A 15,282-nucleotide genomic window follows, 5' to 3' on the forward strand; every position below is an offset into this window, starting at 1 on the left:
AAGGAAGGTTAAGATGTGACTCAGGATGAATTAAATGTTATATTCTATCAATTTTAAGATGGATTGTAAGTAATAAGTAAAAATAAATATCTTTGTTCTATTATTATCAAGTTAAAAGACTATATCAAATCTAGTAATGCTGAATAGAATAAGGAGGAATAAATATGGCTAATTCGGCTTTTTATTCAATTAAATTATGAAAGGAGAAATCCAATGTCACAACCAAACATCCCAAACATTTCCCCCAACATTACGCTTACTCGTGAAGAAGTAATCAACTTACTTTTAGCTTCAATTGCCATGGAAGAGTTAAGCCTGGCGCATATTCTCAATGCTGAAGGAGAGAAACTTCAATATGCACTTGGAACGATACCTGGGCTTACAACTGGGGCAACATTATCAGAAATATTGCAAGTAAATGATAGTGTTCAAGAAATGCTTGAGCTTGCAATGAAAAAGGAGCTATTGCTAGACAATAAGCTAAAGAAAGTTACTGACATTAGTGGAAATGCAGGTCCAACTGGTCCAACAGGCGCAACAGGTCCAACCGGCGCAGCTGGAGTAACAGGAGCAACAGGCGCAACAGGTCCAACAGGAGCCACAGGCGCAACGGGTCCAACAGGTGTAACAGGTCCAACTGGAGCGACAGGTGCAACCGGCACAACAGGTCAAACAGGCGCAACAGGTCCAACAGGAGCCACAGGCGCAACGGGTCCAACAGGCGCAACGGGTCCAACAGGCGCAACAGGTCCAACAGGAGCAACAGGCGCAATGGGTCCAACTGGAGCCACAGGTGCAACCGGAGCAACCGGAGCAGCTGGCGCCACGGGAGCAACGGGTCCAACTGGAGCAACAGGAGCCACAGGCGCAACCGGATCAGCAGGAGCAACAGGTGCAACGGGTCCAACCGGAGCATCCGGAGCCACAGGTCCAACCGGAGCATCTGGAGCGACAGGTGCTACAGGAGCAACCGGTCCAACCGGAGCAACAGGCGCAGCCGGAGCAACTGGAGCAACAGGAGCCACAGGCGCAACAGGAGCAGCTGGACCAACGGGAGCAGCCGGAGCAACAGGCGCAGCCGGTCCGACAGGAGCAACAGGAGCAACCGGAGCATCTGGAGCAACAGGAGCAGCTGGACCAACGGGAGCAGCTGGAGCAACAGGAGCAACCGGAGCATCTGGAGCGACAGGTGCTACAGGAGCAACCGGTCCAACCGGAGCAACAGGCGCAGCCGGAGCAACTGGAGCAACAGGAGCCACAGGCGCAACAGGAGCAGCTGGACCAACGGGAGCAGCCGGAGCAACAGGCGCAGCCGGTCCGACAGGAGCAACAGGAGCAACCGGAGCATCTGGAGCAACAGGAGCAGCTGGACCAACGGGAGCAGCTGGAGCAACAGGAGCAACCGGAGCATCTGGAGCGACAGGTGCTACAGGAGCAACCGGTCCAACCGGAGCAACAGGCGCAGCCGGAGCAACTGGAGCAACAGGAGCCACAGGAGCCACAGGCGCAACTGGAGCAACAGGAGCAACAGGAGCAACAGGAGCAGCTGGACCAACGGGAGCAGCCGGAGCAACAGGCGCAGCCGGTCCGACAGGAGCAGCTGGAGCAACAGGAGCAACCGGTCCAGCAGGAGGAGCAACCGGAGCAACTGGTCCAGCCGGAGCCACGGGAGCAACAGGAGCCACGGGAGCAGCTGGAGCAACAGGAGCCACGGGAGCAGCTGGAGCAACAGGAGCCACGGGAGCAACAGGAGCAACAGGAGCAACAGGAGCAGCCGGAGTCACGGGAGCAGCTGGAGCAACAGGTGAAACAGGAGCAACCGGAGCAGCCGGAGTCACTGGCGCTGCTGGAGCAACAGGCGCAGCCGGTCCAACAGGAGCAACAGGAGCAACTGGACCAACAGGGGCAATTGGAGTAACCGGAGTAACTGGAGCCACTGGTCCTACTGGAGTAACCGGTCCAACCGGTCCAACCGGAGCAACGGGCGCAACCGGAGCCACTGGAGCAGCGGGAGCCACAGGCGCAACCGGAGCAGCTGGTACAAACTCTTTTATAGAAACAGTAAAACTTGGGGATATCAATTCTGCAATTCCGTTTAATGTAAGCGGGGGCAACACACAGGCACTTGGTGCACTTGCTTATAGCGGCGACCAGATAACCATAACGAGGTTATCTGCTTATGTAACTCAAGTAGGCACAACAGGAAATTTCCAAATGGCGGTACTTCAACCTGTGAATGCTACTACATCAAATGTAATTGCTGTAACAAGAGTGGCCACTTCATTAACCGCAGGATTGTTTATACTGCCTTTAACAACTCCAATAACTCTCTCTGAAAATAGCGTTTATTATCTTGTCGTTTACAACCAAGTAAATGGTGCATTTTTAGGTGGAAGAAGTACTGGTTTAACTGGGATCGCACCAGCTTCACCTATAAATTTCAGAGCGCAGAATTTACCTGTATTATTCGTAGGGCAAGTGATTAACACCTCAGATATTATTCAACTTTCACCATGGATTGCGGGTATATAAGTTGTAAATTATGAGCGAAGCAAGATATTTTAACAACCTGAATATGATTTTTAAAAAACTAAATTAATCTTTGAACCACCTGGGCAGCCACGCAAACGAGTGGCTGTTTTCTTTTCTTTTTCCAAAATCATAGATGTAAAGAGATGTATATGAAAAGATGTTAATTCTGTATATTAAGGTGATTAGCTTATACCATATTCTGCATTTATGAATAGACTAGGGGAGAGTGATTTAGCTTTTTTAAATAAGAATTAAATGACTCTAATAGAAAAAAGAAAGGAGAAATCCAATGTCACAACCAAACATCCCCAATATTTCCCCGAACATCAGCCTCACTAGAGAAGAAGTAATTAATTTACTTTTGGCTTCAATTGCTATGGAAGAAATAAGTCTGGCGCATATCCTTAATGCGGAAGGAGAAAAACTTCAGTACGCACTTGGAACTTTACCTGGTCTTACGTCTGCCGCAACACTTCCGGAAATATTGCAGGTAAATGAAAGCGTTCAAGAGATGCTTGAGCTTGCAATGAAAAAGGAGCTATTGCTAGACAATAAGCTAAAGAAAGTTACTGACATCAGTGGGAATGCGGGTCCAACAGGTCCAACAGGTCCAACAGGAGCAACGGGTGCAACGGGAGCGACAGGTGCAACTGGAGCAACAGGAGCAGCTGGAGCAACAGGCGCAACAGGAGCAGCCGGTCCAACCGGAGCAACGGGAGCGACAGGTGCAACTGGAGCAACAGGAGCAGCTGGAGCAACAGGAGCAACAGGCGCAGCCGGTCCAACGGGAGCAGCTGGTGCAACAGGAGCAGCCGGTCCAACAGGCGCAACAGGCGCAACAGGCGCAGCTGGAGCCACAGGAGCAACGGGAGCAGCCGGTCCAACCGGAGCAACAGGCGCTGACGGAGCAACAGGAGCAGCCGGTCCAACAGGCGCAACAGGCGCAGCTGGAGCCACAGGAGCAACGGGAGCAGCCGGTCCAACCGGAGCAACAGGAGCAACCGGTCCAGCAGGAGGAGCAACAGGAGCAACCGGTCCAGCCGGAGCAACGGGAGCAACCGGTCCAGCCGGAGCAACAGGAGCAACAGGCGCAGCCGGAGCAACGGGAGCAACTGGTCCAGCGGGAGCAACAGGAGCAACTGGTCCAGCCGGAGCAACAGGAGCAACTGGTCCAGCCGGAGTAACAGGAGCAACTGGTCCAGCCGGAGCAACAGGCGCGACAGGCCCAGCTGGAGGTATCGGTTTATCTGCATTCGATCAAACTCAAGATGGCGTGCTGGTTGATTTAGATACAGAAACCTCAGTACTTGAAGTAAACGTAAATACTGATGGCACTCAAACGTTAAAAATTGATTCAATGGTAGAGGTTGATATAGTAGCAGGTTTAAGTACTACTTTCCAATACACTATTGATTACTCACTTTTTAGAGACGGTGCGGTTATTGCAACTATTTCTGAGTCAAATGAAGGAGAGAAACCAGCTGCGGTTGTCCGATTATTTAGTGATATACCAAATTTAACATGGTTTGATACACCAGATGCAGGTGCCCACACTTATGAAATCAGATTAACTGTAACTGGTACGAATATTCTCACGGTTACTGCCAGCACGAGAGCACTCAACGTAATTGCATTAAGTTAAAGAACGATCCCAAAGGCAGTTCAGCATACGCTGAATTGCCTTTTTACTTCTTTTTCTATAAATCTCCCATATAAACTTAAAAAATAAAAGAAATCTAAAGTAAAGGCTATCTACTTATGCAGAAATTATTATAGTTCATATACTATTAGGGAGCTCCGAATCTTTATCAATGCTCGAAATTTGGATGAAAGGATGTGAATAAGTGACCATTGAAAATAGAGTAATTAATGGAGGCTTTGAAACGGGATTTCTTGCGCCATGGACAGGATTAAACGCTTTTATTACTTCGCAGGGAAGTCATACAGGTATATATAGCGCACTTTTATCATCGCCTTCAGTGGCATTAATTTCACAAACAGTGAACATTAATCCTGGAGAAAGGTTTGAAGTGATCGCTTCTTTTTCAAAAACTACTAATAATGCAAGTCCCTCTATCGTTATTCTGCTAGATTACTATGATGCAGCTTTTAACTACTTGGGACGAGGTGCGTCTATAAATTTACAAACAAACAGACTTCCTCCTTCAGGAATATGGTTAGAAGCATATGGAACAACAAGTCTGGCTCCCGCAGGTGCTGCATTTGGCGTTCTCCTCATACAAAAACTTACACTTTCAAACAGTTCCTCAATTTTAGTCGATGATGTAGCCCTTTTAACTGTTGAAGGGACAACGGGGCCAACCGGAGCTACTGGAGCCACAGGTCCAACGGGAGTAACAGGTGTGACAGGAGTAACTGGTTCAACTGGTGTAACAGGAATCACAGGAGCAACCGGAGCAACGGGTGTAACAGGAGCAACTGGAGCAACTGGACCGGCCGGAGTAACAGGTGTGACTGGAGTCACAGGAGTCACAGGGGTAACTGGACCAACTGGAGCCAAAGGCGCAACCGGAGTAACAGGAGCTATTGGAGCAACTGGAGTCACTGGGGCAACAGGAGCAACAGGAGCAACAGGAGAACCAGGGGTCACTGGTGTAACCGGACTGCCTGGACCAACAGGAGTAACCGGAGTAACAGGAGCTACTGGGGCAACCGGAGCATCGGGTGTAACAGGTGTAACCGGTCCAACTGGTCCGGGAGGAGGAGCCACGGGAGCCACGGGAGCTACAGGAGCAACCGGCGCAACTGGACCGACCGGAGTAACTGGACCGGCCGGAGTAACAGGTGTGACTGGAGTCACAGGAGTCACAGGGGTAACTGGACCAACTGGAGCCAAAGGCGCAACCGGAGTAACAGGAGCTATTGGAGCAACGGGAGTCACTGGGGCAACCGGAGCAACAGGTGTAACAGGTGCAACCGGTCCAATTGGTCCAGGCGGAGGAGCCACGGGAGCTACAGGAGCAACCGGGGCAACTGGACCGACCGGAGTAACTGGTGTAACCGGAGTAACTGGTGTAACCGGAGTGACTGGAGCAACCGGGGCAACAGGTGTGACTGGGGTCACAGGACCAACTGGAGCAACAGGCGTAACCGGAGTCACCGGAGTAACGGGAGCAACTGGAGTAACTGGTGCAACAGGGGCAAGCGGGGCAACTGGGGCAACAGGTGTGACTGGGGTCACAGGATCAACTGGAGCAACCGGGGTCACAGGAGCCACTGGTGTAACTGGAGTCACAGGGGTAACTGGACCAACTGGACCAACAGGGGCAACTGGAGTAACTGGTGCAACAGGGGCAACCGGAGTCACCGGAGTAACTGGTGTAACCGGAGTGACTGGAGCAACCGGACCAACCGGACCAACTGGAGCAACCGGGGCAACAGGTGTGACTGGGGTCACAGGATCAACAGGCGCAACAGGCGCAACAGGAGTCACCGGAGTGACTGGAGCAACCGGACCAACTGGAGCAACCGGACCAACTGGAGCAACCGGGGCAACCGGAGTCACAGGAGCCACTGGAGCCACAGGAGCTACTGGTGTAACTGGACCAACTGGACCAACAGGGGCAACTGGAGCCACAGGAGCAACAGGAATCACTGGAGCCACAGGAATAACTGGTGTAACTGGCGTCACAGGAGTAACCGGAGCGACCGGACCGGGGATTTTCGAATGGGGAGAGGAAACTGTTTTTTGGGCTGACTCAAGTGCTGTAGGTCCAGGGGATGGTACACCTGAAAATCCGTTTAGTTCTTTACAGGCTGCTATAACTGCTGCTACAACCAGTCCATTTGCAACAACTTTCGGCATGAGAGCACGTCTTGTAATATTAATTGCAGCAAATTCAGTATTCAACGAAAATATCGTAATACCACCTGCCAGACATGTTCAATTGCTTGGTCTTGGCCCTTGGGTGCTTGGAAGTGGAGATTTAGCATTTTTTGATTCTTCTGTTACTAGAAATATAACAATTCAAACAGATAGTAACCTAGAAAGTTTCTACAACCTTCAAGGTCCGGCCTTCCAAGCTCGTCCTGTAACAGTTATCGGAACATTTGATAATGGTACTTCAGTTAGTACTCACACAAACTATACAGATGGCGCAATTATTAGCGGCAATATAGTATTCGAGAACGTTTATCTCCCAGATCCGTTCAGTACAATCGAATTCCAACTATTAAACGCTAGAGTTCAAGGCAGTATTTTAGGGGACGCAGTTAATCCAACACAGGGTCAAATTAACACCTATATTTACCATAGTAGAATCAATATTATTAATAAACCTGGAATGAGAATTAACCGTATGGTCGACACAAGAGTAGACGGGACAATGGTTTTCACAGGGTATTCCAATATCGTTGATTCTTGGATCAGAAGCGGTGTAACAGTCACATCAGCGATATCGGATGTACCGCCAGTAGGGGTTTTTAATACCCAGTTCGGAACGATAACCTGGGATGGACCGCTTGTTTTAGACACTTCCTCAAATTATTATTTCGTAAATTCAGGATCAACATTGATGACAGGGCCTAAAACCATACTATTTAGCTTAGCGTAAAAATGGGATCAATATTTAAGAGTGCAGAGTATGTTCTGCACTTTTTTAGTATATAGAGATTTTCTCTACAGTTTAAATAATCAAATTACGACAGGGCAAATGTTTAAACAAACAAAATGAAATTTTCATAAGATAATATGAAGCTTTTAATATGAAAGGATGTGAAAAAGTGACCATTGTAAATAAAGTAATTAATGGTGGATTTGAAACGGGATCATTGCCGCCATGGACAGGATTAAATGCTTCTGTCACTTCTCAGGCAAGTCATTCTGGCACATTTAGTGCCTTATTATCAACAACATCAGTAGCTTTTATCGCACAAACTGTAACGATCAATCCAGGCGATAGATTTGAGATTATCGCTTCATTAGCCAGACTAAATAATAACCCTAATCCTCCTATTACCATCGTATTAGATTACTACGATTCTTCATTTAATTTTTTAGGAAAAGGATTAGTCCTCAATGTATTAGCCAACAGGCTGCCACCTGCAGGAGACTGGTTAGAGGTATATGCAACTACAACCTTAGCTCCTCCAGGAGCAGTCTTTGCAGTAATCCTCATTCAAAAACTCGGTTTAGCAAATAGTAGTCCAATACTAGTAGATGATGTTGCATTAATAACAGTAACTGATGTGGGAGGACCAACTGGACCTACCGGATCAACTGGACCAACAGGTCCAACCGGAGTAACTGGCGCAACTGGAGTAACTGGAGCCACTGGTGCGACTGGAGTAACCGGAGCAGCAGGAGTAACAGGTGCAACCGGAGTAACTGGTGCAACAGGAGCAACCGGAGCCACAGGAGTAACTGGAGTAACAGGAGTCACCGGAGTGACTGGAGTGACTGGAGCCACAGGAGCAACTGGTGCAACCGGAGCAACCGGAGTAACTGGAGCAACTGGAGCGACTGGAGTAACCGGAGCAACCGGAGTAACTGGAGTTACTGGTGTAACAGGACCAACAGGACCAACAGGACCAACTGGGACTACAGGCGCAACCGGAGCAACAGGACCAACTGGAGTAACAGGAGTAACCGGAGCAACCGGAGCAACGGGAGTAACCGGAGCAACTGGAGCCACAGGAGCCACAGGAGCCACAGGTGAGACTGGCGTAACGGGTGCTACAGGCGTAACTGGAGCAACCGGAGTAACCGGCGCAACTGGAGTTACAGGAGCAACTGGAGTTACAGGTGCAACAGGCGTAACAGGCGCAACTGGAGTTACAGGTGCAACAGGCGTAACCGGTGCCACTGGAGCGACTGGAGTCACAGGCGCAACCGGAGTAACTGGAGCGACTGGAGTAACCGGAGTAACAGGAGTAACCGGAGTGACTGGAGTAACAGGCGCAACAGGACCAACAGGACCAACAGGACCAACAGGACCAACTGGACCAACCGGACCAACTGGAGCAACTGGAGCAACTGGAGCCACAGGAGCAACTGGTGCAACCGGAGCAACAGGAGTCACTGGTGCAACCGGAGCTACAGGAGTCACTGGTGCAACTGGAGTAACAGGGGCAACTGGAGTAACCGGAGCAACTGGAGCAACTGGTGTCACTGGCGCAACCGGAGCAACAGGAGTCACTGGTGCAACCGGAGCAACCGGAGTAACAGGAGCAACTGGCCCGACTGGTGTCACTGGCGCAACAGGAGCCACAGGAGTAACTGGAGTTACTGGTGTAACAGGCGCAACCGGCGCAACCGGACCAACTGGAGCTACAGGAGTAACAGGACCAACCGGACCAACCGGACCAACTGGAGCAACTGGAGCAACTGGAGCCACAGGAGCAACTGGAGCAACTGGAGCAACTGGAGCCACAGGAGCAACTGGTGCAACCGGAGCAACAGGAGTCACTGGTGCAACTGGAGTCAATGGTGCAACTGGAGTAACCGGAGCAACTGGAGCAACTGGTGTCACTGGCGCAACAGGAGCCACAGGAGTAACTGGAGTTACTGGTGTAACAGGCGCAACCGGACCAACTGGAGCTACAGGAGTAACAGGGGCAACCGGACCAACCGGACCAACCGGACCAACCGGACCAACCGGACCAACTGGAGCCACAGGAGTAACAGGAGCAACTGGAGCGACAGGAGCAACGGGAGTAACCGGAGCAACAGGAGCCACAGGTGCAACTGGATCGACTGGTGTAACTGGTGCAACAGGACCAACTGGCGCAACAGGAGCAACCGGAGTGACTGGAGTAACCGGAGCTACTGGAGCAACCGGAGCCACAGGTGTCACTGGAGCAACTGGGACTACAGGCGCAACTGGAGCAACTGGTGTCACTGGCGCAACCGGAGCAACAGGAGTCACTGGCGCAACAGGAGCAACAGGACCAACTGGAGTAACAGGAGTCACCGGAGCAACAGGAGTGACAGGAGCAACTGGAGCCACAGGTGTCACTGGAGCAACTGGAGTAACAGGCGCAATCGGAGCAACAGGACCAACTGGAGTAACAGGAGCCACAGGAGCAACCGGTGTAACCGGTGCAACCGGAGCTACGGGAGTCACTGGTGCAACTGGAGTAACAGGGGCAACTGGAGTAACCGGAGCAACTGGAGTAACAGGCGCAACAGGAGCCACCGGAGCAACTGGAGCCACAGGTGTAACTGGATCGATTGGTGTAACTGGTGTAACAGGACCAACTGGCGGAACAGGAGCAACAGGAGCAACCGGAGTAACTGGAGCAACTGGAGTCACAGGCGCAACCGGAGTAACTGGAGCGACTGGAGCAACCGGACCAACAGGACCAACAGGACCAACAGGACCAACAGGACCAACCGGACCAACCGGACCAACTGGAGCAACTGGAGCCACAGGAGCAACTGGTGCAACCGGAGCAACAGGAGTCACTGGTGCAACTGGAGTAACAGGAGTATCCGGAGCAACTGGAGCGACAGGAGCAACCGGACCAACTGGAGCCACAGGAGTAACAGGCGCAACAGGACCAACAGGACCAACTGGAGCCACAGGCGCAACTGGAGCCACAGGAGTAACCGGAGCAACCGGAGTAACTGGACCAACTGGAGCAACTGGAGTCACAGGAGCCACAGGAGCCACAGGAGCCACAGGAGCTACAGGAGTGACTGGAGTAACAGGAACAACTGGTGTCACTGGTGCAACAGGAGCAACTGGTGCAACAGGAGTAACAGGAGCAACCGGAGCAACTGGAGCAACCGGAGTAACTGGACCGACTGGTGTAACAGGACCAACCGGAACCACAGGAGCCACTGGCGCAACAGGAGCAACAGGAGTCACAGGTGTCACGGGAGCAACCGGTGTAACTGGAGTAACGGGAGCTACTGGTGTGACAGGAGCAACAGGAGTAACTGGTGCAACAGGACCAACAGGAGCAATCGGAGTAACTGGAGCGACTGGAGCGACTGGAGCAACCGGAGCCACAGGAGCAACAGGCGCAACGGGAGCTACAGGAGTCACTGGTGCAACTGGAGTAACCGGAGCAACTGGAGTAACAGGAGCAACAGGCGCAACTGGAGTAACAGGAATCACCGGAGCAACCGGAGTAGCAGGAGCAACTGGACCGACTGGTACCACAGGTGCAACCGGACCAACTGGAGTAACAGGAGTAACCGGCGTAACAGGAGCCACGGGAGTAACTGGAGTTACTGGTGTAACAGGACCAACAGGAGCAACAGGACCAACAGGAGCAACAGGACCAACAGGACCAACAGGACCAACAGGACCAACTGGGACTACAGGCGCAACCGGAGCAACAGGACCAACTGGAGCCACAGGAGCTACTGGAGCCACGGGAGTAACTGGAGCAACCGGAGTAACAGGACCGACTGGTATCACTGGAGCAACAGGAGTCACTGGTGCAACTGGAGCCACAGGCGCAACTGGAGCAACCGGAGCCACAGGAGCCACTGGAGCTACAGGCGCAACCGGAGCAACAGGAGTCACTGGTGCAACTGGAGTAACCGGAGCAACTGGAGTAACAGGACCAACAGGAGTCACTGGAGCCACAGGCGCAACTGGAGCAACTGGAGCAACCGGAGTAACCGGCGCAACTGGAGTCACAGGAGCAACCGGAGTCACAGGAGCAACCGGAGTCACAGGAGCCACAGGAGCCACAGGAGCTACAGGAGTGACTGGAGTAACAGGAGCAACTGGTGTCACTGGTGCAACAGGAGCAACTGGTGTCACTGGTGCAACAGGAGTAACAGGAGCAACCGGTGCAACCGGAGCAACTGGAGCAACTGGAGCAACTGGAGCAACTGGAGCAACTGGAGTAACTGGAGCAACGGGAGTAACCGGAGCAACTGGAGCCACAGGAGTCACTGGAGTAACTGGAGTTACTGGTGTAACAGGAGCAACCGGACCAACCGGACCAACCGGACCAACTGGAGCAACTGGAGCCACAGGCGCAACTGGAGCAACTGGAGTAACTGGACCGACTGGTGTCACTGGCGCAACAGGACCAACTGGAGCAACAGGAGTCACCGGAGCAACCGGAGTAACTGGACCAACTGGACCAACTGGACCAACAGGAGCAACAGGCGCAACAGGAGCGACTGGAGTCACTGGAGCCACAGGAGTAACAGGCGCAACTGGAGCGACAGGAGCAACGGGAGTAACCGGAGCAACTGGAGCCACAGGTGTAACCGGAGCAACCGGAGCCACAGGAGTAACAGGAGCCACAGGCGCAACTGGAGCGACTGGAGTCACTGGAGCCACAGGAGTAACAGGAGCGACTGGAGCCACAGGAGAAACTGGAGTAACTGGAGTCACCGGAGCAACTGGAGTAACTGGAGTCACAGGCGCAACCGGAGTAACAGGAGCCACAGGCGCAACTGGAGCGACTGGAGTCACCGGAGCAACCGGAGTAACAGGAGCCACAGGCGCAACTGGAGCGACTGGAGTCACCGGAGCAACCGGACCAACTGGAGCCACAGGAGTAACAGGAGCCACAGGCGCAACTGGAGCAACAGGAGTAACTGGAGCAACAGGAGTAACTGGAGTAACTGGAGCGACAGGAGCAACAGGAGTAACTGGAGTAACTGGAGCAACCGGAGTAACAGGAGTCACCGGTGCAACTGGAGTAACAGGACCAACTGGAGCAACAGGAGCAACTGGAGTAACTGGAGTCACAGGCGCAACCGGAGTAACAGGAGCCACAGGCGCAACTGGAGCGACTGGAGTCACCGGAGCAACCGGAGTAACAGGAGCCACAGGCGCAACTGGAGCGACTGGAGTCACCGGAGCAACCGGACCAACTGGAGCCACAGGAGTAACAGGAGCCACAGGCGCAACTGGAGCAACAGGAGTAACTGGAGCAACAGGAGTAACTGGAGTAACTGGAGCGACAGGAGCAACAGGAGTAACTGGAGTAACTGGAGCAACCGGAGTAACAGGAGTCACCGGTGCAACTGGAGTAACAGGACCAACTGGAGCAACAGGAGCAACTGGAGTAACTGGAGTCACAGGAGTCACCGGAGCAACCGGAGCAACAGGACCAACTGGAGCCACAGGAGCTACAGGAGTGACTGGAGTAACCGGAGCCACAGGTGTAACTGGTGTAACAGGACCAACCGGAGCCACCGGAGCTACAGGCGCAACAGGAGCAACCGGAGTAACAGGACCAGTTGCTGAATTAGTCACCATTGAAAATGTAGGACCAAGTGTAAGTTCACAGTTTGATGAACTCAATACTTCAGAAAGAACCCCAGTACTTGAATTGCAATCTGTATATGGAATTTCAGATTTGCGAGACCTTATAACTACTACAGGTTCAGGAACGGTCACAAACACATCGATCGAATATGAAGTCAGTGTAACGAATGGTGCTACTGATTCAGCAACATTGGATAGTGTTGAAAGAGGACGATATATGCCTGGATATGCTGGACAATCGGGAATCGGAGTGAGAATTCCAGCCCCGCCAGGTGCAAATCAAATTTTTAGATGGGGTATGTTCGATGATGAAAATGGAGCATATTTTGGCCAAAGTGTTGCAGATGGCATATTTGTAGCAATCAGAAGGGGTGGGGTAGATACAATTATTCCTCAAGCTTCGTGGAATATTGATCCGCTAGATGGAACCGGACCGAGCGGGTTAACCCTTGATCTCTCTTTAGGAAACATTTTCCAAAATAAATTTACCTGGTATGGTTATGGAGTTGTGGAGTTCAATGTAGTAGTGCAAAATCCAGTAACATTAGCCCAGCAAGTCATAACGGTTAATCGATTCAGACCTTCTAACGAAACCAGTTTTGAAGATCCCAATCTTCCGCTGCGCGCTCAAATCGTCAATGACGGTACCGCTGCCAATAGCAGTATCTTTGTTGGAGGAAGACAGTACAGCATACTTGGCAAATTCGACCCAGAATTTAGAATTACTTCTGATCGACGGACTGTCACAGTTGGAACAGCAGGAGAACCAGTGCTTTCATTCCAAAGAAAACCAGAATTCCCTGCTGGTTCCGGAAGATCTAATTCTGTCAGTGTCACTTTAGAGGGAGTGGATATTATCACTTCAGCTGATATTTATTATCAGGTCATTGTAAACGGGACATTGGATGGCACATTTGATAACTTCCCTACTACCAATACTGAAATACCAAACGATGAAACGGCCCTTCTGGTTAATAACACTGCTACGACAATTACGGGAGGTCAGGTTGTGTATCAGGGAGTTGCTGCAGGTGGTTTTATAAGAGAATTAGCTACAGCCTCATTGTTAACCTTTGAACTTCCCGATGAGCAGCCAGTTACGTTAGTCATAGGAACTTTTGCTGGTACAACATCCATAACAGCTGTGTTCAGAGTAACAGAAGAGTGGTAAAAGAGCAGGTGTGACCCTGACTATCAGGGCCATACCTGTTTATAAGGAGGGAGTGAAGAAAATATGACGATAATTGGAAATATAGGACCAAGTGTCAGTTCTCAATTTGATGAGCTAAACGTTTCAAGAAGAACTCCGATTATAGAATTAAAGTCAGTATATGGATTGTCTGATTTAAGAGATATTGTAGCAACCACTGGAAGCGGAACTGTAACCAATACAGCCGTTGAGTATCAAATAAGTGTAACAGGTGGAGCGACAGACTCTGCAACGTTGGACAGTGCAGAAAGAGGCCGGTATATGCCTGGTTATGCTGGTCAGGCAGGGATAGGAGTTCGAATTCCTGCACCACCTGCAGCAACTCAGGTATTCCGTTGGGGCTTATTTGATGAAGAGAACGGTGCTTATTTCGGCCAGAGTGTAGCAGATGGAATTTTTGTGGCAATCAGAAGAGCCGGAGTAGATACCATTATCCCCCAAACATCCTGGAATGTTGATCCATTAGATGGTACGGGGCCAAGTGGAATAACCTTAGATTTAGCAATAGGGAATATTTTTCAGATTAACTTTACCTGGTATGGTTATGGCGTTGTGGAATTTAATGTGGCGGTGCAAAATCCTGTAACCCTTGCTCAGCAAGTTGTAACGGTTAATCGCTATAGACCAGCAAATCAAACAAGTTTTACTGATCCAAACCTGCCTCTGCGTGGTCAAATTGAGAATGGTGGTGCAGCGGCAGCAAGAAGTATTTTCGTAGGTGGAAGGCAGTACAGTATACTTGGGGAATTTAATCCTTCATTTAGGATTACATCTGAAAGAAGGCAGGTTACTGTAAACACAACCGGTGTACCGGTCATTTCTTTTCAGAGAAAAGCAATATTTCCTGCAGGTTCAGGCAGATCAAATTCAGTCAGGGTCACTCTTGAAGGAGTTGATATTCTTTCGAGTCAGGATATATATTTTCAAATAATTGTGGGTGGTTCTTTAAATACAGCATTTACAGATTTTCCTACAGGTACAACTGAAATTCCAAGTGATGAAACATCCTTAAGGGTTAACAATACTGCTACCACCATAACGGGGGGAGAGGTTGTGTTTCAGGGGGTTGGAGCAGGTACTTTGTTCTTCAGCAGAGCGCTGGCTACAGCTAATCTTTTAGATTTTGAGCTACCTGATGACGATATTGTATCGTTAGTTATTGGCTCTATTACTGGAACACCTCTTATTGCGGCAGCATTTAGAGTCACGGAAGATTGGTAAAAAGTAAAAGGAGTAACAAAATTTAAGCTTCCACTATGGAAGCTTTTTTTATATTCCGTATATCCTTTAAAATTCCTGTGTTATTGAGCTCCATTACTATCTTCAAACTGA

At 50.6% G+C, this 15,282-nt stretch carries 5 protein-coding genes; all 5 read left to right on the top strand.

Annotation, left to right across the window (positions count from 1 at the left end; genetic code table 11):
• Window positions 1–213: 213 nt before the first annotated feature.
• The 5 genes from KR50_RS11310 to KR50_RS11330 all read left to right on the top strand — a co-directional run bounded on the left by KR50_RS11310 (window position 214) and on the right by KR50_RS11330 (window position 15,171).
• A complete protein-coding gene (locus tag KR50_RS11310) occupies window positions 214–2,532 on the top strand; it encodes a collagen-like domain-containing protein (protein WP_198134246.1) in 2,319 nt (772 codons plus the stop codon).
• A gap of 289 nt (window positions 2,533–2,821) precedes the next feature.
• Window positions 2,822–4,174: a collagen-like protein gene (locus KR50_RS17980; protein ID WP_198134247.1), complete on the top strand. Its 1,353-nt coding sequence runs from the start codon at window positions 2,822–2,824 to the stop codon at window positions 4,172–4,174.
• Between the two features lie 202 nt (window positions 4,175–4,376).
• The gene (locus KR50_RS11320; protein WP_052477025.1) at window positions 4,377–7,106 is read left to right on the top strand and encodes an NTTRR-F1 domain; all 2,730 of its coding nucleotides are present in this window, start codon (window positions 4,377–4,379) and stop codon (window positions 7,104–7,106) included.
• Window positions 7,107–7,275: 169 nt separating this feature from the next.
• Entirely contained in the window at window positions 7,276–13,911 is a 6,636-nt protein-coding gene (locus tag KR50_RS11325; RefSeq protein WP_232304276.1) for an NTTRR-F1 domain, read from the top strand.
• Window positions 13,912–13,974: 63 nt separating this feature from the next.
• Window positions 13,975–15,171 (top strand): hypothetical protein, encoded by a 1,197-nt coding sequence (locus KR50_RS11330; RefSeq protein WP_041058477.1) that lies wholly within the window; start codon window positions 13,975–13,977, stop codon window positions 15,169–15,171.
• The last annotated feature ends 111 nt before the right edge of the window (window positions 15,172–15,282 follow it).

The sequence above is a fragment of the Jeotgalibacillus campisalis genome (assembly GCF_000829515.1).
Taxonomy (GTDB): Bacteria; Bacillota; Bacilli; order Bacillales; family Jeotgalibacillaceae; genus Jeotgalibacillus; species Jeotgalibacillus campisalis.